The organism is Pseudomonas sp. TUM25319 (assembly GCF_056388475.1).
In genome coordinates this window covers 1207200-1231748 of record NZ_CM150751.1, presented here as the reverse complement: position 1 = coordinate 1231748, position 24549 = coordinate 1207200, and the positions used below count along the sequence as shown (strand labels likewise).

The following is a 24549-nucleotide window of genomic DNA, read 5'->3' as shown; positions in this document are numbered from 1 at the left end:
CCGAGAAGAGGAAGTCTCAGTTACCGTGGCATCTCCGGCGAGCAGTTCCATGGCAGTAACGCTTCATAGTCCGCCACAGACTGCGCGTGGGGCAGTCGCTCCAGTACGTGGCGCAGCCACGTATAAGGCTCTTGGCCGTTGATCTTTGCAGTCTCGACCAAGCTGTAAATCTGGGCACTGGCCGTAGCGCCCTTGGGCGTGTCGCTGAACAGCCAGGCCTTGCGACCGATGACAAACGGCTTGATCGAGCGTTCAGCCAGATTGTTGTCGATTGGCAGATAACCAGCCTCGACGTAACGCACCAACCGGCTCCAGTTGTTCGCCAGATAATTCACGGCCTTGCCCAGCACGCTTTGTGGCGTCACTTGGGATTGGGCCTTGTCCAACCAACTTTTCAACTGGGTCAGGACTGGCAGGCTTTGCGCTTGTCGCGCGGCAAAACGCTGCTCGTCACTGGCGTTTTTCAGTTCGCGTTCGATGCCATACAGCTTGTTGATCATCGTCAGTGCGACATCGGCCCGTCCGGTTTTGCCTTTAGGCTGCACTTTCTGCGCTTCGACAAACTTGCGCCGGGCATGCGCCATGCACGCCAACCGTTCTACGCCAGACTGCAGCGCCAACGCGTTATAGCCAGCGTAATCGTCCGTCATGACATACCCGCGGTAAGTTTCCAGCAGACGCAACGGCACTTCCTGCGCCCGGCTGGAGCTGTAGTCGAACAGCACGACTTTTCGGTCAGGCGGCCCGCTGACTTGCACCCACATCCAGGATTGGCTGGTCGGGTCTCGATCTGGCTCTTTCAGTACCTGGACACGGGTTTCATCGCAATGGATGACCGGACTTTCCAGCAATCGCTCACGCATCAGATTCAGCAGCGGCTGGACATGTTCGCTGCATTGGATAATCCAGCGCGCCAGTGTCTGCCGTGGAATGTCGATCCCGTGCCGGCCCAGGACACTTTCAAAACGGTGCAGCGGCAAGCCATCGACATACTTGGTGGTCAGCAACATCGCCAACACGCTCGGGCTGGCCATGCTCTTCTCGATCAGTTGAGCCGGTTTGTCTGCCGTGACCGGGGCAACTTCACAACCCCGGCAGCCGTAGACCTTACGGACATGTTTGAGCACGCGGATCTGCATCGGCACGATATCCAGTTGCTCACTGATTTCCTCGCCGATCTCATGCTTGCGGCAACCGCAGGCACAGGTCAGTTCGTGTTCAGGCAGTTCGTGGATGACTTCGATACGCGGCAGATCAGCCGAGAGTGGCTTGCGTTTTCCCCGGCGTGGCGCTGGCGTGACGACTTCTTCATCCGGCGTTTCCACCGTCAACAGAGGTTCGCTTTCTGCCTCGTTGAACATCGCCAGTTGCGGCGTGTTGGGATCGATGGCCTGCTCGGACTTGCGGCCGAAAAGGCGATCACGCAGCAACTTGATCTGTTCTTTCAGATCAACGATGTGAGTGGCGTAGGCTTCTTTGACTTCCTGCTCACGCGAGCGTGCTGCGTAAGCCTCAAGGAGCATTTGCTTGAGCAGGACAGGGTCATCGGGAAGGTCATCGGGCATGGAATCCATGCCGAGGATTATACCGATTCAGGCCACGAAACGAGGGGTCAAAACCTGATGTGGGCGGTTGCGCCAAAGGTCGAAGCCGTCGAGTAGCCAGTTCAGTTCCTGAACAGTCAGGACAATGGCTTCGTCAGTGGCGTCAGGCGAGGTCTTGAAGCGTTCGGACTCCAGGCGCTTGAGCCAGAGACAGAAACCGTTGCGCTCCCAATAGAGGATCTTCACGCGATTGCGCGGCTTGTTGAGGAACACGAAAAGTACCGGGTCGAACACGGCCACCTTGATATCCAGTTCGACCAGAGCGGCGAGGCCATCGATGGATTTTCGGAAGTCGACAGGCTTGGGGTAGAGATAGACTTTTTCGACTTTGGCGTCGGGGCGCATCATCGTCGGCAGGCTCCAGAAAGAAATCGGGAGCACAGCATCGGGGATCAGGTAAGCGCTTTGAATGTGGGGTTCATGGAGCGCTTACGACGTTTCCCTGTGTTGGCGCAACCGGATCAAGATGAAGATCGCCGTCGACATTCCTGATGTTTTCAAGGTTTGTGTAGGGGAAATAATCCGAGTTGTATTCATTGAGACCCTGCCCATAAGCGCAATACGCCGCGACCTTGCAGCGCTCGGGGTGAGCTTCATCCACGTAGGCCGATCCTTCGCAGGTCTTGGAGGCTGACGAACGCAGCCATTTATCGGTGCATTTGTCAGCGCTCGCCGCGTTGCCTGTTACCGGCACGAACAGGCAGAGGCAAAGCAGCAAAGCAGGCTTCTTGAATTCGAATGAATAGTTCATGACCAAAGCTCCTTATCTATAAACAGAACGTCAGCAGAAATACGTCTATCGAAAGAAAGGCACACGATCAAAAACTACACTTCCGCAAAAATGAGTATGAAAGTGGATAACGGACTGTCAACAAAACCGACCACAAACAGACAAACGGCACTACATCCATCAGATGCCTATATCCAATGAATTAACGCGAAGGTCTGAATGAAACAACAGCGCGGACGAAAACGACACCGCTGCCCCAAAACTGCAGCGGCTATCGTTTGGAACACCCACAGGACCCTATGGCAAGTCCATGGAGACTCGCAGACTATTTGACCTTGAGCTCTCCGTTATCATTCCATAGCTTCGGAACTTCGTTGATATAGAAGGTATGCCCCAGATAGCCTTCATACGCGTAATCCCCGTTGGATTTTTTGCACCTGACTTGCACAATGCACAAACTGCTGGAGACGTACTGGGCAGCCTGCACCTCGCAGCTCTCGGCCGCACTCGACCTCTTGAAGGCATCGTAACAATCGTCTGCTTTAGCCGAAACAGCGCTGAAAAGCAACAGCACAGAAAGCGCCGATGCCGCAGATTTCAAAATCACCGAATTATTGAGTTTCATGACATATCCCTCACGCGGAATTTAAATAACTGCCCCCTGCAATTCACAAAGGGGGCAGCCGATAATTAGCGCAAGCAGAAATACCGCTATCGAAAGACAGCCACACAATCAAAAACAACACTCCCGCAATACCAAGTATGAAATCGACAGCGTCATTGTCAATGCACGTAAAAGCAAGCAGACAGGCGGGCATTGATACAATGCCCGCTATTCATATCCAGCTAGTTACAAAGTTCCAATGCCCGGTTGCTCTTTCTCAAACCAGGCAGTGAGCCGCTGTTCGGCATCCGCCCCTCAAGGCAAATACATCCTGAACAACCCGCCCCCCAGCGACCCTCCATTGGCAATCTCGATCCGCCCGCGCACGCCATTGCGTTCGTGCAGCGCGGCGATGCGGGCGGCGAAGTACAGGCCCAGCCCCGTGCTGGCAGTGCTGTGCTCGATGCCCTGCACGTACTGGTCCTGCTGGGCGATCATTGCGGCGGGGAAGCCGGTGCCGTCGTCGTTGATGCTGATCACCAGCATCTCCTGCTCTTCGCGCACGGTCACCAGCAGCGCATGCCCGGCGTAGCGGGTGGCGTTGTTGATGATGTTGGACACCACCGACCCCACCAGCTCGCGGTCGAAGAAGCCCAGCGGCGCGGCTTCGTCGATCTCGAAGCGGGCAATGATGCCGCGGCTGTCGAGAATTTCCTGGTAACCGGCGAGCAATCCGCCGATGAAGTCGTCGAGTTCGTGGTAGTCGGGCAGCATCGGCAACTGGTTGATGCCCAGTTTGTAGAGCCCGAGCAGTTGCACCAGCATGCCGTTGAGGTGAGCGAACTCGTGTTCGATCACCACCTGTTCCGGGGCCTGCAACTGGTTGTCGGGCAGGCGCGATACCCATTGCGCATGGGCCTGCATGAGCATGGCCAGGGAGTTCTTCATGTCATGCACGGTGGAGGCGATCACCGTGGAAAAATCCAGCCCCGATTCGTTCGACATCATGTCCCCACGGCGCGGATGCGCAGTTTGCGGTAGCGCTCGAAGCGCGGATCGGTGTCGGGTATCCCGGCCACCTTGGCCAGGCAGTCGCGACACTCCTGCAGCACCGCCGACGCCGGTTGCTCACCGCCCAGGCGCAACAGGGCCTGGGCGGTGTTGAGGGCGATGCTGATGTTTTTCGGTTGCAGCCTGAGGGCCTTGCGAAACAGCTCCAGGGCTTCGTTCATCTGCCCGGCCTGATAGCTGCGCACGCCTTGCCGGTTGAGGTCGACGGCTTCATTGCCGGCACCGAGGATGCTCGGATCATCGGTGAGTTTGGCGATGCTCTGCATCACCGTGTTGTCGTCACCGTACACCTCGACGCAGTTCTTCAGGATCGATTTGCCGGCGTCTTCCTGGCCCAGTTGCTTGAGCTGTGCAGCCACCGCCAGGGCGGCCTCGGCGGAGAAGAACTGGTCCATGGTGTCGAGCCGGGCCATGGCTGCCTCGGTGAGCTTGGCGGCGGTCTCGGCATCGCCCGCCTGTTGCAGGCCGGTGGCCTTGATCAGCCGGGCACGCACCTGCAGGCCCTGATCTTCGCCGTATTCCTTGGCCACGTCGCCAAGCACCTGATTGATTTCCACGCGGGTGCGGGCGTCGAGGCCGTTGCCGGCGTTTTTCTGGATCAGCGCCTGGGCCAGGCCAAGGTTGCTCTCCGGATCTTTGAAGCGCGAGTTCTGGCCCTGGCTGACGGCCTGGCGATACGCCCGCGAGGCGCTGTCGAAGTCGGCGTTGCCCAGGGCCAGCTTGCCCAGCAGCATCTGCCGCTTCACCGCCAGCGGCGACAGGCGCACGGCATCTTCCAGCACATGCTGGGCGCGGCGGTGTTCGCCGGTGGCGGCCAGCACTTCGGCCAGGCCGTCGTACAGGCCGGGCATCATCGAGAACGACTTGATCGCCTGCTCGTAGACTTCACGCGCCTGGGTCATCTGGCCACGCTTGACCATCAGCTTGCCCAGCGCCGAATAGGCCCAGGGCGTCGGCCGGTTGGCGAGAATGGCCTTGAGAAAACGTTCCAGTTCTTCGTGGCGATTGAGCGCAGCCATGGCATCGGCGCGGTAGCGCAGGCACAACGGGGCAAAGCGCGGGTCCTTGCGGCACAGTTGCTCGCAGGCCACCAGCACTTCGGCCGGCTTGCCGCGGTCGAGGGCCTGGAGAATCGGCTTGAGCAGGGTCTTGCGCTGGACCAGCTTGTCCAGCCGCTGGGTCAGGCCGACGCGGTTGAACGGCTTGGTGAGGTAGGCGTCGGGCTCGTGTTCGAGGGCGCTGAGCACCACGGCCTGGCTGCTCTCGGCGGTGATCATGACGAAGATCGCTTCGTGGCTGATCAGTTTGTCGAGCATCAGGTCTTCGAGCACTTGCTGGCCGTTCTTCTTGCCGTCGCCCATGTGGAAGTCGTGCAGGACAAAGTCGTAGCGCTTCTGCGCACACATGCGGATCGCGGTTTCACCGCTCTCGGCGGTGTCGACGTCCTTGATTCCCATCTCCCGCAACATCGAGCGCAGTGAGGTGCGGAAGTCGGTGAAGTCATCGACGATCAGAAAACTCTTTTGGCTGTAGACCAGCATCCGCAAAACCTGTCATTGAAATAATTGAGACGCCCGCACACACAAGGACAGGCCCGGCACCGGCGCGCGCACCGGTCGAAACAAAAGCTCAGCCCTCTTCCTGGCCTCCCAGCCGGTACTGATTGTTGCCGCTGCGCTTGGCGTCATACATGGCCAGGTCAGCCCGTTGCAGCAGCGTGTCCATGCCGGCGGCGTGTTGCGGATAAACCGCCACGCCAAGGCTGCTGCCCACCTGCACGGTGATTCCATCGAGACGGATCGGCCCCGCCAGCGCCTGGATGATGCGCTCGCACAGGACGGACTCTTCGCCATCCTGTCCGCCTTCGACCACCATCACGAATTCGTCGCCGCCAATCCTCGCCACGGTATCGGCAGCCCGCGACAATTGCTTGAGCCGCGCGGCGATCACTGTCAGCACGCGGTCGCCGACGGAGTGACCGTGCTGGTCGTTGATGGTCTTGAAGCCGTTGAGGTCGATGAAGATCAGGGTCACGCGCCCCTCGCGGATTCGGGCCTGCTCCAGGGCAACGGAAAGGCGCTGTTCGAGCACCAGGCGGTTGGGCAGGCCGGTCAGCGCATCGTTGTGAGCCATCTGGTGCAGTTCGCTGGCCCAGGCCTTTTCTGCAGTGATGTCGCGCACCACGCCGATCATCTTGATCGCCACGCCCTCGGCGTTGCGCACGATGTTGCCGGTCTCGCGCAGCCAGCGCACACCGCCGTCGGGGCGGATGATGCGGTATTCCTCGTCGTGGTTTTCGCCGGTCTGGATGCAGCGCAGTTCACCCGCACGGACATGGGCGCGGTCGTCGGGGTGTACGGCGTTGCAGAAGCGCTCGTAGCTGGGGGTGATCTCGCCGACCTGGTAGCCGAACATGCCGTAGATGGCGTCGGACCAGTAGAGGCTTTCGGTGTCGATGTCCCAGTCCCAGGTGCCGATGCGGGCGAAGTACTGGCCGCGCTGGAAGCGTTCGCTATCGCCCGGAACAGGCCCCCGCGCCTCGGCCCGCGCCAACCGCGCCCGCAACTCGCCCTCGCGGCGCCGGGCACGCAGCAGCAGGATCAGCAACAGCAGGGAAACACCGCAAGCAAGCCAGGCGATGAAGGTCATGGGCGGGAAACCGGTGAAAAATAGCAATGTGCCATTATCGCCGCCCGTTTCTCGCCTTACAACGCGCCTCTGCCCAGGACGCCGACTGGCTCTCAGTTAGGGGTGGCTGCACCCGCGAGACGTCGCTCGCGGCTGTACGTGAGTGCCCAATGAGCCACCAGCCCGAAGATCAGCCCCCAGAACGCGGCGGCCAGACCGAGGAAGCTCATGCCCGAGGCGGTCACCAGGAAGGTGATCAGCGCCGCTTCACGCTGTTTCTCGTCCGCCATGGCACCGGCGAGGCCCGTCATGATGGCGCCGAACAGCGCCAGCCCGGCGAGAGCGGCGATCAACTCCTTCGGCAATGCCGAGAACACCGAAGCCAGGGTGGCGCCGAAGGTCCCCATGAGGATGTAGAACACACCGCAGGCGATCCCGGCGATGTAACGCTTGCCCGGCTGCTCGTGGGCTTCGCGGCCGGTGCAGATGGCGGCGGTGATGGCCGCGAGGTTGAAGCCGTGGGAGGCGAACGGCGCCAGCAGCACCGAACCCAGCGCAGTCACCGCCAGAATCGGCCGCGCCGCCGTGCTGTAGCCGGCGCTGCGCAGCACCGCCATGCCCGGCACGTACTGGCCGGTGAGGCTGACCAACGCCAGCGGCAGGCCGATGTTGATGATGGCGTGCCAGCTCCATTGCGGCGCGATGAACACCGGCTCGGCCAGGGCCAATGTCAGTGCTGCACCGTTCAACTGGCCAAGCAGCCCGGCCACGGCGCAGCCGACGATCAGCACCGAGAGAATCGCGTAGCGCGGCGACAGGCGCTTGAACACCAGGTAGCTGGCGAACATCGACAGCACCAGCCACGGCTGCACCTTGATCGAGGTGAACAGCTCGGCGCCGAAGCGGAACAGGATGCCGGCGAGCATCGCGGCGGCGATCGCCTTGGGCAGGCGGCTCATGAGCTTGTCGAAGGCGCCGCTCAGGCCCACGACGGCGATCACCAGCGAGGCGACGATGTAGGCGCCCACGGCTTCGGCCAGTGACACCTGCGGCAGCATCGACACCAGCAGCGCCGCGCCGGGCGTGGACCACGCGGTGATGACCGGCGCCCGCAAGCGCCAGCTCAGCAACAGGCCGGTGACGCCGCTGCCGATGGAGATCGCCCAGATCCACGACGACACTTCGGCCGGCGACAACTGCGCCTCGCGGGCTGCCTGGAAACGATGATCAACGGGCCAGCATAGGAAATGATCACGGCGATCAGCCCGGCGACGATGGCCGACAGGGAGCAGTCTTTTCTCAGGGTTTGCATAGCGTCTCCGGTGAGGTGCACAGCGAATTGATTCGATTCATTTAAAATCTAGTCGATTCAATTGATGCAATTCAATAGACTCAATTAAACAATTTGAAATATCTTTCGATTGCGACGCTGACCTCAACGCGCCGGGTTGATTGACGCATCGGGCCGATTGCCGCGATGTGATAGGCTCGACGCAATCGCTTTTACCGGTAGTCCTGTCCATGTGGGTTCCCCTGCTCAACACCTTCAACCAGCCTGTTTACCTGTCCATCGCCGATGCCCTGGCCCGGGATATCGCCAGCGGGCTGCTCAGCCCTGGCGAGCGCCTGCCGACCCTGCGCGAGCTGGCCCAGGCACTGCAGGTGACGCCGGGCACCATCAACCGCGCCTATGCCGAAGCGCAGCGGCGGGGGTTGTTGCAGGGTGAGGTGGGGCGTGGCACCTATGTGCGTTCGACGCCGGCAGAGCCCGTGCCGACGCCCATGGCCGCTCCCGCCGCCGCACCGACGCAGACCGCCGGGCAGGTGCTCGACCTGTCGATCATCAAACCTTCCGGCGACACCGCCGCTACCTGGCTGCGCGGTGCGTTGGTGGAGCTGGCCAACGGCACCGACTTCGCCCAGGCCCTGGACTACGCCCCCGATGGCGGCCACCCGCAGCACCGCGAAGCCGGTGCCCAGTGGTTGCGCCATTCGCTGCCGGAGGCGAACGGGCAGCAGGTGGTGATCACCGCAGGCGCGCAACATGGATTGATGGTGGCCATCAGTGCCCTGACCGAGAGCAACGACCTGATCCTCTGCGAATCGCTGTGCTATCCCGGCATCATCTCCCTGGCCCACAGCCTGCAGCGGCGATTGCGTGGGGTCGAGATGGACGAGGAAGGCATCACCCCCGAGTCGCTGCGCGAGCTGTGCCAGCGTGAGCGCCCGGCGATGCTGGTGTGCGTCGCCACCTGCCAGAACCCGACCACAGCGACCATGTCGCACCGGCGGCGCGAAGAAATCGCGGCGATCGCTGAAGCGTTCGACTTCCTGATTCTTGACGACGATATCTACGGCTTCCTCGCCAGTGATCCGACCGTGCGACCGCTGGCGAGCTACGCACCGGAGCGTTCGGTGTACCTCACCAGCCTGTCCAAGTCGGTGCTGCCGGCGCTGCGCATCGGCTACCTGTACAGCCCGCCGCGGCTGTTGTCGCGGCTGACGGCGATGGTCCGCAGCAGCGTGTGGATGCCTTCGCCGCTGACGGCGCAACTGGCGAGCAACATCGTCAATGAGGGACTGGATCAGCAACTGGTGCGCCTGCAACGCGAAGAAGCCGCCCGCCGCCAGGCATTGGCGCGGGAGCTGCTGCCGGGCCTGCGGATCAAGGCCCAGCCCCACAGTTATCACCTGTGGCTGGAACTGCCGGAGCCGTGGAGTGCCGACGAATTCACCACGCTGGCGCGGGCGCAGGGGGTGAAGGTACTGAGCGGCTCGCAGTTCCAGGCCGAGCGCAATGGCGAGACCCGTGGTGTGCGGGTAGTGCTGATGTCGCCGACACGGGAAGAGGAATTGAGGTTTGCCCTGACCCAGTTGGCGAGCCTGGCGGGGGCTTCGGATCCGCGGCGGTTTTATTGAGCTAGCCGAGAGGGCGGAGGCGCGCTCGATCGACAGAACGCTGAAGATCTGTCGACGAGCACACCTGAGGCAGATCAGACCTACCGCACAAACACCTGCGCCGTGGTAATCGCCATATCCCCACCCGGCAACTGGATCTTGCCCTTGGGCTCCAGGGTGTCGGCATCGAAGATCGCCACGTCGTTGTAGGTACCGGCCAGGTAGATCCGGGTGCCCGCCTTGTTCATCGACACGCAGTAGTAGGAATGATCGAGGCTTGCGGCCTTGAGCAGTTTCTTTTCCTTGATGTCGTACTTGGCCAGGCGATTAAGCACGCCATACACCACGTTAGGATCCTTCGGCGAGCGCATGCCGCTGAAGTAGATTTCAGTCAGCGGACCGAAGTCGACGGTCTGGCTCTTGCCGGTAGCCAGGTCGATGCTGAAGAAACCATAGACGTACTCGGCCGTCGCCGGATCCTGTTTCTCGTCCTTGAATTTCGACGCGGTGTAGAGCAGCGAGAACTCATGCCGCCAGGTCTGCTGGTTCCACACGTAGAGCACGTCCGGCGCGCTGTAGTTGGGGCGCTTCCAGTTGCGGCTAGGGACGATGACGTCGAATTTGCCGGTCTTGACGTCCACTTTGTAGATGTCCGGCCCGGCCACATACAAGCTGCCGTCATCGCCGCCCTGCATGATGGTCAGTTGCCGCGGCGCCGGGAAGCTGCGCAGCGGCTTGGCATTGAGCCCGCCATCGGTGCCGTACACATCGAGCCGCGGCGCCTGCACTTCGTAGTGGTCGCTGAACATCTTGGTCGGGTTGGCGACGGTGTAGATCTCCTTGCCATCCTGGCTGATGGTGAAGGAGAACATCGAACGCGCCGTCTCACCCGGCAACTGGCTGATGCTGGCGTGGAACACCTGCTTGCAGCTGTCCAGCTCGACGCCGTAGATGTCGGCGTAGTGGTTGTTGAGCACGTAGGCCACGCGCTTGTCCGGCGACATCTGTACCGACCCCGGGCCGAAGGCGTCGGGCATCTGGCAGGTCTTGTAGAGCTTCTCGCTGGCCAGGTCGATGACGTGCAGGTTGTTCGGGTAGTTGGTGACGGCCATGTACTCGTGGCCCGGCGTAAGCGCCTTGCCTTCGTCGGCGGCCATCGCCATACCGGCGCCGAGCGCCACCAGGGCGGCCAGGCCGCGGGTTGCAATCTGAAGCATGCGGATATCCCTCTTCTTGTCGGCCTGGGGGCTCATTTGTCGTCCGGGAACACGGTCCCGAGGTTGCGCCAGCTGTCGCCGGAGGACTGGGCGTCTTTGTTCCAGTCGGGGAAGGTGCTCATCATGTCGGGCACCTGCGCTGGCCACCAGCACGGGTCGGAACAGCCGTAGAGGTCCGATTCCATCGGCTGGCACAGCGACGAGACGCCACCGAAGGCGTCGATTTCCCAGCCCGGGTCGGTGGTCGAGGCGCAACCGGCGACCGAGTTCATGGCCACCACCTCTTCGATGCGGTTTTCCTCGGCGGCCTGTTCCAGCTTCAGGGCTTTGTTGTTGATCGGTTTGAGATGCTTCATGTCAGTGGACCTTGCGCGCAGTGATGTAGCGGCTGATGAAGGCCGGGTTCTCGGCCATGATCCGGGTGTAGACTTCGATGCCGAAGTCCACCCAGTCACGCATCAGTTCGCAATAGTGGTAGGTCGGATGGGCCGGGTCGCCGTAGCGGGCGTAGCTCTCGTGGTAGCAGCCGCCGGAGCACAGGTTGCGGATGCGACAGGTGTCGCAGCCGGTGTTGGTGCGGTCCAGGCGCTGGGAGAGGAAGTCGTTGAGCTCGACCTGCTTCACGCCGCTGTGCACGTTGCCGAAGGTCGGCAGGCTGGAGCCGGTGAAGCGATGGCAGAGGTTCAGCTCGCCCTTGTGGTCCACCGCCAGCATCTTCAGGCCGGCACCGCAGGGCAGCGCCTTCTTGTGGCCTTCGTGGATGTCGGTGAGCAACTGGTGCAGGTTGGAGAAACCGATGTTGCGGTGCTCCAGCGCCGCCTCCAGGTACTTGCGGCCGAGGGCCTTCATGTTGGCGAAGACTTCGATCAGTTCCTCGCCCGAGAGGTTGTAGGCGCTGACATCTCCCGAGGTGACCGGTGCGAAACCGACCTCGGCGAAACCCATCTCGTTGAACAGGTGGTTCCAGATGGTCTCGATATCGGTCACGCCCTTGGTCAGGGTGACCCGCGCCCCCACCGGGCGGCTGTCGTAGCGCGACAGCAGCATGTCGGCCTTGCGCCGTACCACGTCGTACGTGCCCTGCCCGCCCACGGTAATGCGGTTGCGGTCGTGTACGGTCTTCGGCCCGTCGATACTCACCGACAACCCGAAGCGGTGGGCGTTGAGGTAGTCGACGATCTCTTCAGTGAGCAGAGTCGCGTTGGTGGTCATCACGAACTCCACGCGCTTGCCCGCTTCGGCGAAACGCCGCTCGCAGTAATCGACCATGTACTCGATCAGCTTGCGGTTGCTCAGCGGCTCGCCGCCGAAGAACACCACGGTGTAGACCGGCTCGTCAGGCGACTCCTTGAGCAGCATTTCCACCGAGGCCACGGCGGTCTCGACGTCCATGCGCTTGCCCGCCGAGGGCTTGTCCAGGTCTTCCTTGTAGCAGTAGGTGCAGCTCAGGTTGCAGCCGGTGTTGACGTTGAGCACCACGGTGTTGAGCGCGGTGCGCTCGACCTTTTTCAGCGCCGTTTCCGGGGTCAGCGGCGAGCCGTCGCTGACCAGTTCCAGCGCGATCAGCTCGCGCAGGGTCTCGTTGATTTCCTCGCCGTCGAAACGCGCCGCCAGGCGCTGCACCAGAGCATCGCTGGAGCAGGCTTCACCGCGCAGCGCGTCGATGATTTCCCCGGTCAGGGCATCGCTGGCGAACAGCGAGCTGCTGGGGATGTGGAACAGCATGCGGGCGTCATCGACCCGCACTTCATGCAGATTGCGTTCTACCAGATTCAGAATCGCGCCCATCGCAACCTCCTAGAACATTCGGATGTGGCCAGGTCAAACCGCCGTGTCACGGGATGGGCGGGTTGTTCCAGCGCTGGATGGTCACAATCAGCTGGCCTTCGCCACTGCGGGCGGTGCCGGCATCGTCCACGTCGGCGATCACCTTGAGGTTGCCGGCGTTGTTGGTGGACATCTTGCGTGCCGGGTTCGGGCCGGCATCGCCGGGGGTGAACACGCCGCTGTCGGCCTGCATGATGCCGGCGTACTTGACGTCTTCATCCTCGCGGGCGCGCTCGTCGAACGGTTCGACCTTCCACTTGGCCGGGAACACGCCGATGCGATACGCCTTGCCATCGGCTCCCTGGCCCCAGGCTTCGGCGTCGAAGCGACCCTGGACCTTGGGCGTCGAGCCGCCGTTGTCGCCGACCCGCGCCACGGAGAACGCCGGCACCACCTTCACTTCGGCGATCTCGCGGTACACCGCCAGTTGCGGCCCGGCGAGCTTGCCGACGCTGACTGCCTGCAGGCCCGGCGCCGCATCGGCGGCAGCCTTGACCTTGACCCGCACGCGCTGCGGCGTGCTTTCCAGCACCTCCAGCACTTGCACGCCCTTGCCGAAGCCCGGCGTGCCGCTCAGGCCGCTGCCCACCAGGGTCAGCTCGGCCTCGCTGCCGGCTTTCACGTAGCCCGGCTGTACCGCCAGCAGACGCGGCGCGCCTTGCTGTGCGGCCACGAAGTCCAGGCCGCGCTCGTCGTGGGTCTTGTCGAACATGCGGCCGGTGAGCTGGCCCTGACTGGCGGCGAACACCTGGCGCATGCTCACGCCATCCACGTCCACGGTGCCGCGCCATTCATAGCCGCTGTAGAGCATGGCCGAGCCCTGGCCCTTGAACGGCGTGCCGTCGGCGTACTGGCCGTCGAGGCTGACCTTGAAGCGGTCGCCGGCCTCGGGGGTGACTTTCATCACGCCATTGAGTTCGCCCTTGCCCGGCAGGTGGCCGCTGAAGCTCCAATCGCCGGCCAGGGTCGCGGCCTTGGGCATGGACTTCTGCCAGTCGCTCCAGGCCTTGCTGTCGAACGGGTATTTCTGCGCCAGCAGCGGCACCATGTCTTTCTTCGCCAGCTCGAACCAGTCGCGGTCGCGGGACAGCGCCTGGTACTCCAGCGACGGCCACTGGCCGAGGTGGAAATTCACCAGCCGCTCCCATTCCTGGGCCGGACGCCGCTGCAGGGCGATCCGCGCGCCGGAGTGGCAGCGGGCGCACATTTGCTGGGTGGGCTCTTCGATCTGTTCGACGGTATTCAGACGACGTTCGAGGGCGTAGCGCACGCCATCGGTTTCGCTGGGCGCCAGGCCCTGGGTGTCGGCGAGGTACTTGACCAGGGTGCGACGGTCTTCGTCGCTGATCTGCAGGTGGTGCATGGTCTGCATGCGGCCGATGGTCATCAGCCAGCCTTCCGGGGTCTTGCGCTGGTGGCTGATGCGGCTCAGGGCGTTGTCACCTTCGGGCAGGTGGCAACCCTGGCAGGTTTCCTTGAGGATCTGCCGGGCCTCGCGGGCCTGGCTGAGCTGCGGTTGCAAGGCAAGGCTGACCGCCACGGCCAACAGGCCTCCGGTGCTGGCGAGCCTGAATGTTCTCTTCATCGATGACTGACCTCCCACGGTTTTTTCTTCTTGTTCGTGAATTTCTTATAGGTCTCTTCCGTCGGCCGTACAGCGGCAGAGCACGGACCGAAGAGCGGCTGATGGCACCGATACATATTGTGTGCCAACCGCCCGAAGCGCCGTTTCACGGGCTTCGCGGCCCATAGGACACGGGCCCTGCGGATAGATTCGCGACAGATGAGACCGCGTGAGACGGCTGTCGCAGCCCCTTGAGACTGTCTCGGGCCTTGTCGCATTTTGCGACGGCCGGTCTGCGACATCCTGCCACCCGACCAGCGGCGCGACCTTGGATTCAGCGGGCTCGCGGCGACTTCCAGCACCTTGGCACAGCGGTTGCGATCGGCCCTGGCCATCACTCACAAGAACGAGGTCCGCCATGTCCAGCACTGCCCCCCTGAATCCCGCCGTCGAGGCGTTCATCCGGCGTGCGCCGACCATGCTCGTCGGCGCCGACTGGGTCGAGGCCAGCGATGGCGAACGCCTGACCCTGCGCAACCCGGCCAGCGGCGAAGTGCTGTGCCAGGTGCCGGCGGCCACGCCTGCCGATGTCGGCCGCGCCGTGGCGGCGGCGCGCCAGGCGTTCGACGATTCGGCCTGGAGCCGCACCCGACCGCGGGAGCGGCAGAACCTGCTGTGGAAGCTGGCCGACCTGATGGAGCGCGACGGCGAGATCCTGGCCCAGCTCGAATGCCTGAACAATGGCAAGAGCGCTGCAGTGGCGCGGGTGATGGACGTGCAGCTGTCCATCGACTTCCTGCGCTACATGGCCGGCTGGGCCACCAAGATCGAAGGCCAGAGCGTCGAAGTGTCGATGCCGCTGATGCCCGACGACGACTTCCATGGTTTCGTGCGCCGTGAAGCGGTGGGTGTGGTCGGCGCCATCGTCGCCTGGAACTTCCCGCTGCTGCTGGCCTGCTGGAAGCTCGGCCCGGCGCTGGCCACCGGCTGCACCGTGGTCCTCAAGCCTGCCGACGAAACCCCACTGAGCGCGCTGAAACTGGCCGAACTGGTGCTGGAAGCCGGCTACCCGACGGGCGTGTTCAACGTGGTCACCGGCACCGGCGCCGTGGCCGGCGATGCCCTGACCCGTCACCCCGGCGTGGATAAACTGACCTTCACCGGTTCGACCGCCGTCGGCCAGCAGATCGGCCGCGTGGCGATGGACAACATGACCCGCGTGACCCTGGAACTGGGCGGCAAGTCACCGACGATCGTCATGGCCGATGCCGACCTGTCGGTTGCCGCCGCCGGTGCGGCCCAGGCGATCTTCTTCAACCAGGGCCAGGTGTGCTGCGCAGGCTCGCGGCTGTACGTGCACCGCAAGCACTTCGACAACGTGGTCGCCGACATCGCCGGCATCGCCAACGGCATGAAGCTGGGCAACGGCCTCGACCCGAGCGTGCAGATGGGCCCGCTGATCTCCGCCCGCCAGCAGAAGCGCGTGTTCGACTACATCGAACAGGGCCGCAACAGCGGCGCCACCATCGCCTGCGGCGGCGAGCAGTTCGGTCCGGGCTACTTCGTCAAGCCGACGGTAATCGTCGATGTCGACCAGCGTCATCCGCTGGTGCAGGAAGAAATCTTCGGCCCGGTGCTGGTGGCCATGCCCTTCGACGACGAAGCCGAGGCCCTGCGCCTGGCCAACGACAGCCCTTACGGCCTGGGCGCCAGCATCTGGTCCAACGACCTGGGCGCCGTACACCGGATGATCCCGAAGATCCGCTCGGGCTCGGTCTGGGTCAACTGCCACAGCGCGCTGGACCCGGCGTTGCCGTTCGGTGGCTACAAGATGTCCGGCGTCGGCCGCGAGATGGGCGCGGCGGCGATCGAGCATTACACCGAGGTGAAATCGGTGCTGATCAGGCTCTGACTCTTCAGGGACGGTAGCCCTGACTCAACAGCCAGCTTCGGATCTGGCGTTGCTGTTCAGGGCTCAAGGGCGCCAGCACCTGCTCCGCCGGCTCGCTACGCAGCCGGCTCACCAGCGGCGCCAGTTCCACACCATTCAGGTGCCAGATGCCAAGGGGCTGATCGGGGCTGATCACCACGGGCGCGAGGTCTACCAGACCATCACGCAGCACTGGCGCCTGTTCTATTCGCAGGTTGGCGAAATCGACCTCGGCATGGGTCGGCTCGTCATCCGGCCATTGCCTCCGCGCCTGCCAGAACGGCTGCTCGGCCCAGCGCTGTTCTTCCCGGTAGAAATCCCGCCCCAGACGGGCGAAGCGCCAGAACAGGTGCTCGACCCGCTGTTGATGAAAACGCAGTGCCAGGTCGCGGCGTTCAGGATGAGTCAGCAGGGTGTTGATCACCGCCGGTGCCTGCAATGCCGAAGACAACGACTGGAAGATGCCGTTGCCCGACAGCGGGTCTACAGCCATCGCCGCATCGCCCACCCGCAGGCTGGTGTCGCTACCGCAGGCCGGCGTGAGGATCGCCGTGCTGCTGCGCGCATGCAGTTGCAGGTCGTCTTCGTTCTGCTCGGCGAAGAAGGCTCGCGCCAGCGGCGATTGCCAGCGGCGCTCACGGCAGAAGTGCAGCAGCGAGGCTTTGTCCGGCAAGGCGCTGGCGGCCACGTCCAGGGTCCATTGCCAGTAACAGCGACCGTCGGCCTGGCGGGCCATCCACATCCAGCCGTCGGGCTGGCTTTCCACCGCACTGGCGCTGGCGCCGGGCGGACCTTGCCAGCGGTTGAGCAGGCTCAGGGTTTCCGGCCCGCGCCAGGCGCGGCCCAGGGATTTGTCGTGCTGCGGCGCCTGACGACCACGGGCCTCGACGTGGAAGTCGGCCGTCAGCGCCGATGCGCCATCCAGTTCGACAGTCACCCGCCCCGCCTCGCTGCGCACACCCAGCACCCGCGCTTCGATCAGGCGCACGCCAGCATGGTGCAGATCATCCCGCAGGGCCTGGTCGAAACGCGGCCGGTCGAGAAGAAACTCGACGTTGCGATCGTGGGCCTCGCCATTCCAGCGCGCATGCCGGCGTGACGGCTCGCTGGCCACTGCCAGGGCGCGCAGCAGACCCGCACCCCGCAGGGCGTCGAGCACCCGCTGCGACACCCCTTCCAGCGCCGCGAAGCGCCGCCATTCGCTGACCACACAGACCTCGTAGCCCAGCCGCCGCAGCCCCAGAGCCACGGCAGCACCGGCGGGCCCCGCGCCCAGCACGACGATGGATTTCATGCCAGGCCCTTGTATTCACGGCCGCGGTAATGGGCGTTGTACAGCAGCCAGGCCATCACTTGCGGATTGCTGGCGTGAGGCTGGTCACGCAGGAACGCGGCGATGTGGCCGGTGAGCGCTGCGCAGCCGAAACTGGCGCCGGAGAGCGGGCTTTCACGCGCACGCACGCAAGCGCCGAAATCGGCCTGGGGCGTGTCCAGCCAGCTCCACTCATCCGGCTGGCAGCGGGCATCGCCGGTGATGCGCAGCACCCCCGGATAAGCCGCAGGAAACACCGGCGTGCCCTGGGCCGGGGTCGAGGCGCAGATCAGCACGCCGGCCTTGATCGCGGCCGCACAGGCTTCGCGCAAGGCCGGACGATCCTCGCGCAAGCCGAGGCTGAGGTTGATCACCCGCACCCCGCGCTTCACCAGCCAGTCAATGCCGGCGGCGACCTGCAAGGCGGAGGTGATGCCACGCTGATCGAAGACCTGGGCGACATGGATCGGCAGGTCGCCCGCACCGGCGGCAATCAGTTGCACCACCGCGCTGCCGTGGCCCAGGGCATCCTCCAGCGGCGGCTGCTCGCTGACGCCCACCGAGGCCAGTTGAAAACGCCGAGCATCCGCCATGCGCTCGTGCGGCGTGCCGCTGTCGACCACGCCGATGCGCACCTCACGCATGACCGGCCTCCGTTTCCAGGTGCAGGCAGCCGTCGCGCAGGGTCAGGCGCACGCTGGCGTCGGCCAGGGTGGAAGCACGATGGCTGACCAGGATGCGGGTCCGGTCGGCAAACAGGTGGTCAATGGCGGCAATCACTTCACGCTCCGTGTGTTCGTCAACTTGTGATGTAGCTTCGTCCAGCACCAGCAGCAGTGGATCCTGCAGCAGGGCGCGGGCGATGGCGATACGTTGTTTCTGCCCGCCGGACAGTTGCTGACCACGCTCGCCCAAGGGGCTGTCGAGGCCTTCCGGCAGGCTGGCGATCAGGCTGTCCAGTTGCGCCAGGCGGGCGACCTCGGCGATGGCCTGGCGGCTGGCGTCCGGCACGCTGTAGGCGAGGTTGTCGGCCAGGCTGCCGCGAAACAGCACGATGTCCTGGCTGACCACCGCCACGCGCCGACGCAGTTCATGCAGATCGAGTTCGCGCAGGTCGATGCCGCCCAACAGGATCTGGCCTGCGTGGGGATCGTAGAAGCGCTGCAGCAGATCGATCAAGGTCGATTTGCCCGCGCCGGAAATACCGCTCAGGGCCACCTTGCTGCCGTGGGCAATGCTCGCCTCCACCGCCTGCAACAGCGGGGGCCGTCCCGGGTGGGCGAAGCTCACGCCGCACAACTGCAGATCGCCACGGGTCGGCATCGGCCGGGTGTTCGAAGGGCTATCGACCTCGGGCTCGACACCGCGCAACTCCATGACCCGGCCAAGGCTGACGCTCATGCGCTGCATCGCCACATACAGCCCGAGCAGGCTCTGCACCGGCCCCACCGCCATGCCCAGATAGGTGGAAAAAGCGATCAGCGCGCCCAGTTGCCAGGTGCCCTGCACCACCCAATAGCCGCCCACCAGAAAGGCGCAGGCACGGGAAAGCGAGGTCAGGGTGCCGGGCACCGCCTGGGTGAAGAATTCGGTGACCTGGGTGCGCAGCAATTGCTGCATATAGCCTTGGCCAAGACCGTCGAGGCGACGCGCTTCGCGCTGCTGCTGGCCGGCGGACTGGATGAATTTCATCGCCGGCAGGGTCTCCACCAGGAACGACGAGACATCCGCCGAGCGCTCGCGCAACTGCCGTACCTCGCGCTCGACCTTGCGCCGCATCCAGCGCAGCCACAGCACGTCCAGCGGAATCAGCACCAACGCCAGCAGCGCCAGTTTCCACGACAACACCAGCAGCATGGCCAGGGCGCAGACCAGGCCGATCACACTGGAGACCGCAGAGAACAGCGAGTCCACGGCGAAGCGCTGGATCTCGGCAACATCGCCGTCCAGACGCGACATCAGGTCACCGAGGCGGCGCTGGCCGTAGAAGGTCGGCGACAGCCGTTGCAGGTGGCGGTACAGCTCGTCGCGCAGGGCGAAGAGAATGCGCCCGGACAATCGTGTGTGCAGGTAACGGTTGAGCCCGGACAGCAGCGTGCCGAGGATGCCAGCCAGCACCATCAGCCCGGCGATCAGCGCCAGTTTGGGGAAGTCCCTGGCCAGCAGACCGTCGTCGATCAGCAGCTTGGTCAGCCAGGGCTGCACCAGCACCAGCGCGGTGGCACACAGCGACAGCCCGAGCAGGCCGGCGATGGCCAGCCGCTGCGGACGCACGAAGCTGTACAGCCAAGCCAGGGCGGCATGCAGGGCGGGACGGTCCTGATGGTCGATCAGGCGCGACAGCAGGTGCTGCATCACTGCGACATCTGCTTGAGCTTGCGGTACAACGTCGCGCGGCTGATGCCCAGGGCCAGCGCGGCAGCCGATGCATTGCCGTGATGGCGATCGAGGGCCTGGCGAATCAGTTCCAGCTGGTTGTCCCGCAGGTTGTCGGGACGGCTGGGCGGCTCGCCGGCGCGCAGTTCATCCAGCAGGTTGTCGGGCAGATGGTCCACGCCCAGCTCCTGCTCGCCCTCTTCGCGCATCGCCAGCAACAGCCTCAGGCTCATTTCCAGCTGGCGGATGTTGCCCGGCCAGTGATAACCGGCGAACAACCGTGCAACCTCGGCGGACAGCCGCACGCCCTGGCCGCCGAGGCGGGCCAGCAGGTTGTCGATCAGGGCCGGCAGGTCTTCGCGCTCACGCAGGGCCGGCAACTGCACGCTGATGCCGTTGATGCGGTAGTAGAGGTCCTGGCGGAACTGCTGCTCCTGCACCTGGCGCTTGAGGTCGCGGTGGGTGGCGCAGATCAGGGCGATGTCCAGGTCCTGTTCCTGGGCCGCGCCCAGCGGCGCCACCTTGCGTTCCTGCAGCACCCGCAACAGACGCGCCTGCAGGGCCAGCGGCATGTCGCCCACTTCGTCGAGGAACAGCGTGCCGCCGTGGGCCTGTTGCAGCCGCCCGACCATGCCGCCGCGGCGCGAGCCGGTGAAGGCGCCTTCGCGGTAACCGAACAGTTCCGATTCGATCAGCCCTTCGGGAATCGCCGCGCAGTTCACCGCGATGAACGGCTTGCCGGCGCGGGCGCTTTCCTGATGCAGGGCTCGCGCCACCACTTCCTTGCCGCTACCGGTTTCGCCGAGCAGCACCACCGGCAGCTCATTGGCCAGCCCTTGCCGGGCCATGCGCAGGGAACGTGCGAAACGGCTGTTACCAGCGCCGAGGATTTCCAGCGATGGCGTGGTGGATGACGGCGCAGTGGCGCGGCCAACCAGCGCCGGCACCGACACTGCCAGCGGGCGCTGGGGAACGTGGAGGGTCTTGTAGAAAAAAGCGCCCTTGGCGGTTTCGACATGGTCCATCTGGCCCTGTTGCAGACGCGCCAGCCACTGCTCGACGCGCAGGCCCAGCAGGCTGTCGCAACGCTGCCCCACCAGGCTGGCGCGGTCGCTGCGCAGCAACTGGCAGGCCTGGTTGCTGGCGGCGAGGATACGCCCGTCCAGGCTCACCGCCAGCAGACCCTGCCAGCAGGACTCCAGGTACTGCCGACGACTGTGGAAAGCCAGCACGATTTGCTCGGGGTAGCTGTTCTTGAACAGGCGGCCTTCGATCTGGCTGACCGCCATGGCCAGCAGCGCGGTGCGATCGTGCAGGCGACCCAACGGGCCCTGGCGGGTCAGGTCGAGCACACCGAGCAGTTCGCCCTGGGGGCAGTGGATCGGCACCGAAGTACAGGAAAAATCGCTGAGCCGTTCGAGAAAGTGTTCGCCGCAGTCGATCTGGATCGTGCGGGCCTCCACCAGTGCCGTGCCCAGGGCATTGGTGCCGCGGGCCGCTTCGCTCCAGCAGGTGCCGGGCGTGATGTCGTCCAGTCCGCAACGCTTGAGCGAGGCGGGTTCGCCCTGGACGTTGAGGATGGTCGCATCGGCGTTGGCAAGGATGACCACGCTGTCCGAGCCCTGGCGTGCGCCCAGGTAGTCGAGTTCGGCGGTGGCGGCGTCCAGCAGCGGGCGATTGTTGGCCAGCAGCAGGTCGAGGCTGGCAGCGGAGGTCAGGGCCACCTGCTGTCCGGCGTTACCGGCGACCCCATGGTCGAGGCTGCGGCGCCAGGAGGCGTCGATCTCCGCCCGCAGGAAACCGTCGGGCAACTGGCCCTCGACAGTCAGGCGTTCGCGGGCAAGGCGCGGGTTCGAGGTCGACGTTGTTTTTATTGTGCTCATCGGCGGCTCCGGATCGGTTAATCCGTTACAAGCAAGTCCTGCGCCAGCGGTGCAAGGCAGCGTCGCTGGCTTGCCAGCGATTTCGTCCTTGAATATACCCTGTTACAAAAGACCGAGCGACTTGGCTCTTGCCACCGCCTGGGTGCGCCGCTCCACACCCAGTTTGCTGTTGATGTGGCTGGCGTGGGTTTTCACCGTGTGCAGCGAGATGAACAACTGTTCGCTGATTTCCAGGTTGGAGCAGCCCTGGGCGATCAGCTTGAGTACCGCATGCTCCCGGGCACTGAGGGTTTCGCCGCTGCCGTTGGCTTCCTGGCTTGGCAGCAGCGCCAGCAGGCTGATCTGGGCCGGGCTGGCGGGTTGCGTCAGCAGTTGCTCGCGCAGCCAGTCGGGATGGTCGTTGAGCAGGCGCTGAAAAGGCTGCAGCGCTCCGCCTCGCGCAGCGTCCAGGCTGGCACCGAGGCGTTCGCGGGCCGCCGCCTGGTCGCCCTGGGCCAGGAGCAGCCCGACCTGCTGGCACAAGGCGGTGACACACAGCAGGTGCCCGCCGCTGGCCTGCCCGCGACCGACCAACGCCTGCAACCGCTGCCCGGCCTGGGCCACACGGCCCTGGACCTGCTCCAGCAACGCCTGCTGCAGTTCGATGTGCAGGGGCAGCAGCGGGTGGAACTCCGGAGCCGCGGCCGCCTGCTGTCCGCCGTAGGTCTGGCTCAGACGCAGCAACCACGACTCGGCCAGGTCGTTGCGTCCCTGGGCCAGCCACAGCTCGCACTTCACCAGGGTGATCATCGCCAGGTAGAAGATCGGCGGCACGTCCCAGATATGCATCAGTCGCTCGGCTTCGGCCAGTTCGGCGAAGGCTTCGGCGAAACGGCCTTCACGACCATCGAGGGTCGCCAGTACGCAGTGACCGATCAGCACACTGATATCGCGGCAGGCCCGCGCCTCGATCAGGCCGGCGCGCAAGCGGCTGCGGCCGGTATCGGATTGCAGGCGGCCCACCAGCAGGTAGCCCTCGTAGAGCATCAGCCGCGCGCGCACCGCGTACAGCCGCTGCGACGACAGGCCGTGAAGGCGCTGCAAGCCCTGGCGCACTTCATCCAGTGCCCGCAAGACCTCGCCACGGGCATGCAGCACCCGCGCCCGATCGTAGTGGGCCAAGGCCTCGAACAGCGGATTGCCGACCCGCTGGGCCAACTCCAGTGCTTCGCGGTTCCAGCCCCGGGCACGCCAGAAATCGGCGTCGGCAATGGCCAGGTTGGACAGCGTCGAGAGGCACATCAGGCGCTGGCCGTAACGCTTGTGCGGCAGGCTTTGCAGCGCCTGCTCGCAATAGGACCGGGTGCGCTCGCGATCACCCCGGCCACGGGCGATGATCCCGCTCAGCGCCAGCCACTGGGCAAGCATGGACTTCTGCGCGGTGGCCGAGGGCGCCGGGAGGAAACGGCTGAGGTGGCTGGCCAGTTCCTCGGCGGCGTCCAGTTGGCAGGCCAGCCCCAACGCCCAGCTGTAGAGCACGATCAGTCGCGGTGTACTGATCAGCAGGCTGTCGGGCAAGTCCATCTTCCAGCGCAGGAGCATGCCGACGTTCTGTTCGGCCAGCAGCTGCTCCTCGGACAGGTTCTGCACCAGGTTGGCCGCCACATCCAGATGCCCGGCGCGCAGGGCCTGCTCCACCGCTTCATCCAGCAGGCCCTGGCCGTGGAACCAGCGGCAGGCGCGCAGGTGCAGGCTCGACAGCGGCAGGCTGGCCTGGCGGGTACGCAGCAGGTCGGAGAACAGGTGGTGATAGCGGAACCAGTAGCCGTGTTCGTCCAGCGGCACCAGGAACACATGGTGCGATTGCAGGTAGCGCAGGATCTCGGCGCTGTCGTGGCTTTCGCGCAGGGCATCGCACAGGTCGGCGCAGAAGCGCTCCTGGCAGGCGGTGTCGTTAAGGAAGTTCTGCACCTCGGCGGGCAGGCAGTCGATGACTTCTTCCAGCAGGTAGTCGCGGATCAGCCCTTCGCCACCGTGCAGCGCCTGGGGCAAGGCGCTGTCGGCACCGGACTCGGTGGCCGCCAGCAGCCAGAAGCGCAGGCCGGCGACCCAGCCGTCGCTGCGCTGGATCAGGTTGTCCAGCGCCTGGCCGCGCACCGAGGGATGCTGGCCGAGCACGGCGAGGGATTCGTCGGGGGTGAGCCGCAGGTCCTGCTCGTTGAGTTCCAGCAATTGCCGTGACAGGCGCAGGCGCGCCAGGTGCCAGTCCGGGCGCTGGCGGCTGGTGACCAGCAAAACCAGGCCCGGAGGAAGGTGATTGAGGAAGAACTGCAGGCAACGGTCCAGTACCGGGCCTTGGGCCAGGTGGTAATCGTCCAGCACCAGCAGGATCGGCGCAGCGCTCTGCAGGTGCCCGGCCAGTTCGTCGAGCAGGCCGTCGAGCCATTCTTCGAAGGCAAATGGCTGGTGGCGCTGGCGCATCTTCAACAGGCCGAGGGCCTGGCTGCCGAGGCTCGGGCAGCTTTGTTGCAGCCCCTCCAGCAAGCGCTCCAGAAAACGACCGGGGTCGCTGTCACGCCGGCTCAACCCCAGCCACAGGCTGCGCCACTGGCTGGGCAGGCTCTGGCAGAACTCCACCGCCAGCGAACTCTTGCCGAAACCCGCCGGCGCATTGACCAGCAACAGTCGCCCGCCGAGCCCGGCCTGCAAACGCTGGCAAAGGCGTGCCCGCGGCACATGCCCTTCAGGCAGCGGTGGCCGGTAGAAACGTCCTTCCAGAACAGACACGGTCTGTTGGGTAAACCCTTGCGTGCTGGACAGATCAGTCATGGCCGGCTCGTTTTTGGTGGAATGCTTCGGCGACAGGGATTGGCGCAGACTAGCGGGTTAACCGGCACATTTGAAGGCGATTGCCGCCGATGCGGAA

The 24549-nt window shown here is 64.5% G+C and carries 18 protein-coding genes and 1 pseudogene; 2 read left to right on the top strand and 17 right to left on the bottom strand.

Going from position 1 to position 24549, the window contains the following annotated elements; genetic code table 11:
• Nucleotides 1–20: 20 nt before the first annotated feature.
• The 8 genes and pseudogenes from tnpC to AC05QJ_RS05720 all read right to left on the bottom strand — a co-directional run bounded on the left by tnpC (nt 21) and on the right by AC05QJ_RS05720 (nt 7949).
• A complete protein-coding gene (gene tnpC, locus AC05QJ_RS05755) occupies nt 21–1574 on the bottom strand; it encodes an IS66 family transposase (protein WP_476743066.1) in 1554 nt (517 codons plus the stop codon).
• An 18-nt stretch (nt 1575–1592) separates the two neighbouring features.
• Entirely contained in the window at nt 1593–1952 is a 360-nt protein-coding gene (gene tnpB, locus AC05QJ_RS05750) for an IS66 family insertion sequence element accessory protein TnpB (RefSeq protein ID WP_004883347.1), read from the bottom strand.
• Nucleotides 1953–2022: 70 nt separating this feature from the next.
• Complete coding sequence (locus AC05QJ_RS05745) at nt 2023–2355, bottom strand: hypothetical protein (RefSeq protein ID WP_476746007.1); 333 nt, start codon at nt 2353–2355, stop codon at nt 2023–2025.
• A gap of 304 nt (nt 2356–2659) precedes the next feature.
• Nucleotides 2660–2959 carry a hypothetical protein gene (locus AC05QJ_RS05740; protein WP_476746006.1) on the bottom strand — a complete coding sequence of 100 codons (300 nt, stop codon included), beginning with the start codon at nt 2957–2959 and terminating at the stop codon, nt 2660–2662.
• 294 nt (nt 2960–3253) lie between these two features.
• The gene (locus AC05QJ_RS05735) at nt 3254–3946 is read right to left on the bottom strand and encodes a sensor histidine kinase (RefSeq protein ID WP_476746005.1); all 693 of its coding nucleotides are present in this window, start codon (nt 3944–3946) and stop codon (nt 3254–3256) included.
• Nucleotides 3943–5550 carry a response regulator gene (locus AC05QJ_RS05730; RefSeq protein ID WP_476746004.1) on the bottom strand — a complete coding sequence of 536 codons (1608 nt, stop codon included), beginning with the start codon at nt 5548–5550 and terminating at the stop codon, nt 3943–3945. The genes AC05QJ_RS05735 and AC05QJ_RS05730 overlap by 4 nt, the downstream gene beginning before the upstream one ends.
• Before the next feature lie 88 nt (nt 5551–5638).
• Nucleotides 5639–6658 carry a diguanylate cyclase domain-containing protein gene (locus AC05QJ_RS05725; RefSeq protein ID WP_476746003.1) on the bottom strand — a complete coding sequence of 340 codons (1020 nt, stop codon included), beginning with the start codon at nt 6656–6658 and terminating at the stop codon, nt 5639–5641.
• A 92-nt stretch (nt 6659–6750) separates the two neighbouring features.
• Nucleotides 6751–7949 (bottom strand): annotated as a pseudogene (locus AC05QJ_RS05720) (benzoate/H(+) symporter BenE family transporter).
• Nucleotides 7950–8158: 209 nt separating this feature from the next.
• On the opposite strand from AC05QJ_RS05720, the gene AC05QJ_RS05715 reads away from it, so the two are divergent.
• Nucleotides 8159–9556: an aminotransferase-like domain-containing protein gene (locus AC05QJ_RS05715; RefSeq protein WP_476746002.1), complete on the top strand. Its 1398-nt coding sequence runs from the start codon at nt 8159–8161 to the stop codon at nt 9554–9556.
• 80 nt (nt 9557–9636) lie between these two features.
• On the opposite strand, the gene peaD is transcribed toward AC05QJ_RS05715, so the two are convergent.
• From peaD to peaA, 4 genes are read right to left on the bottom strand one after another with little or no spacing between them, the layout of a single operon-like run.
• Complete coding sequence (gene peaD / locus AC05QJ_RS05710) at nt 9637–10752, bottom strand: quinohemoprotein amine dehydrogenase subunit beta (RefSeq protein ID WP_476746001.1); 1116 nt, start codon at nt 10750–10752, stop codon at nt 9637–9639.
• 32 nt (nt 10753–10784) lie between these two features.
• Complete coding sequence (gene qhpC / locus AC05QJ_RS05705; RefSeq protein WP_476746000.1) at nt 10785–11108, bottom strand: quinohemoprotein amine dehydrogenase subunit gamma; 324 nt, start codon at nt 11106–11108, stop codon at nt 10785–10787.
• 1 nt (nt 11109) lies between these two features.
• Entirely contained in the window at nt 11110–12540 is a 1431-nt protein-coding gene (gene peaB, locus AC05QJ_RS05700) for a quinohemoprotein amine dehydrogenase maturation protein (RefSeq protein WP_476745999.1), read from the bottom strand.
• A 46-nt stretch (nt 12541–12586) separates the two neighbouring features.
• Nucleotides 12587–14164 (bottom strand): quinohemoprotein amine dehydrogenase subunit alpha, encoded by a 1578-nt coding sequence (peaA, locus tag AC05QJ_RS05695; RefSeq protein WP_476745998.1) that lies wholly within the window; start codon nt 14162–14164, stop codon nt 12587–12589.
• A 397-nt stretch (nt 14165–14561) separates the two neighbouring features.
• Between peaA and AC05QJ_RS05690 the strand changes: the two genes are divergently transcribed.
• Nucleotides 14562–16055 (top strand): aldehyde dehydrogenase family protein, encoded by a 1494-nt coding sequence (locus AC05QJ_RS05690; protein ID WP_476745997.1) that lies wholly within the window; start codon nt 14562–14564, stop codon nt 16053–16055.
• 4 nt (nt 16056–16059) lie between these two features.
• Here the strand turns inward: AC05QJ_RS05690 and qhpG are convergent, their stop codons facing one another.
• From qhpG to AC05QJ_RS05665, 5 genes are all read right to left on the bottom strand, one after another.
• Nucleotides 16060–17367, bottom strand: a complete 1308-nt coding sequence (qhpG, locus tag AC05QJ_RS05685; RefSeq protein WP_476745996.1) for a flavin-dependent monooxygenase QhpG — start codon at nt 17365–17367, stop codon at nt 16060–16062.
• Nucleotides 17364–18029, bottom strand: coding sequence for a subtilisin-like serine protease QhpE (gene qhpE, locus AC05QJ_RS05680; protein WP_476745995.1), 666 nt, complete (start codon nt 18027–18029; stop codon nt 17364–17366). Before qhpE ends, qhpG begins: the two co-directional genes overlap by 4 nt.
• Complete coding sequence (locus AC05QJ_RS05675) at nt 18022–19740, bottom strand: ABC transporter ATP-binding protein (RefSeq protein WP_476747874.1); 1719 nt, start codon at nt 19738–19740, stop codon at nt 18022–18024. The genes qhpE and AC05QJ_RS05675 overlap by 8 nt, the downstream gene beginning before the upstream one ends.
• Nucleotides 19740–21644: a sigma-54-dependent Fis family transcriptional regulator gene (locus AC05QJ_RS05670; RefSeq protein ID WP_476745994.1), complete on the bottom strand. Its 1905-nt coding sequence runs from the start codon at nt 21642–21644 to the stop codon at nt 19740–19742. The genes AC05QJ_RS05675 and AC05QJ_RS05670 overlap by 1 nt, the downstream gene beginning before the upstream one ends.
• 102 nt (nt 21645–21746) lie before the next feature.
• Complete coding sequence (locus AC05QJ_RS05665) at nt 21747–24452, bottom strand: helix-turn-helix transcriptional regulator (protein ID WP_476745993.1); 2706 nt, start codon at nt 24450–24452, stop codon at nt 21747–21749.
• Nucleotides 24453–24549 lie beyond the last annotated feature (97 nt).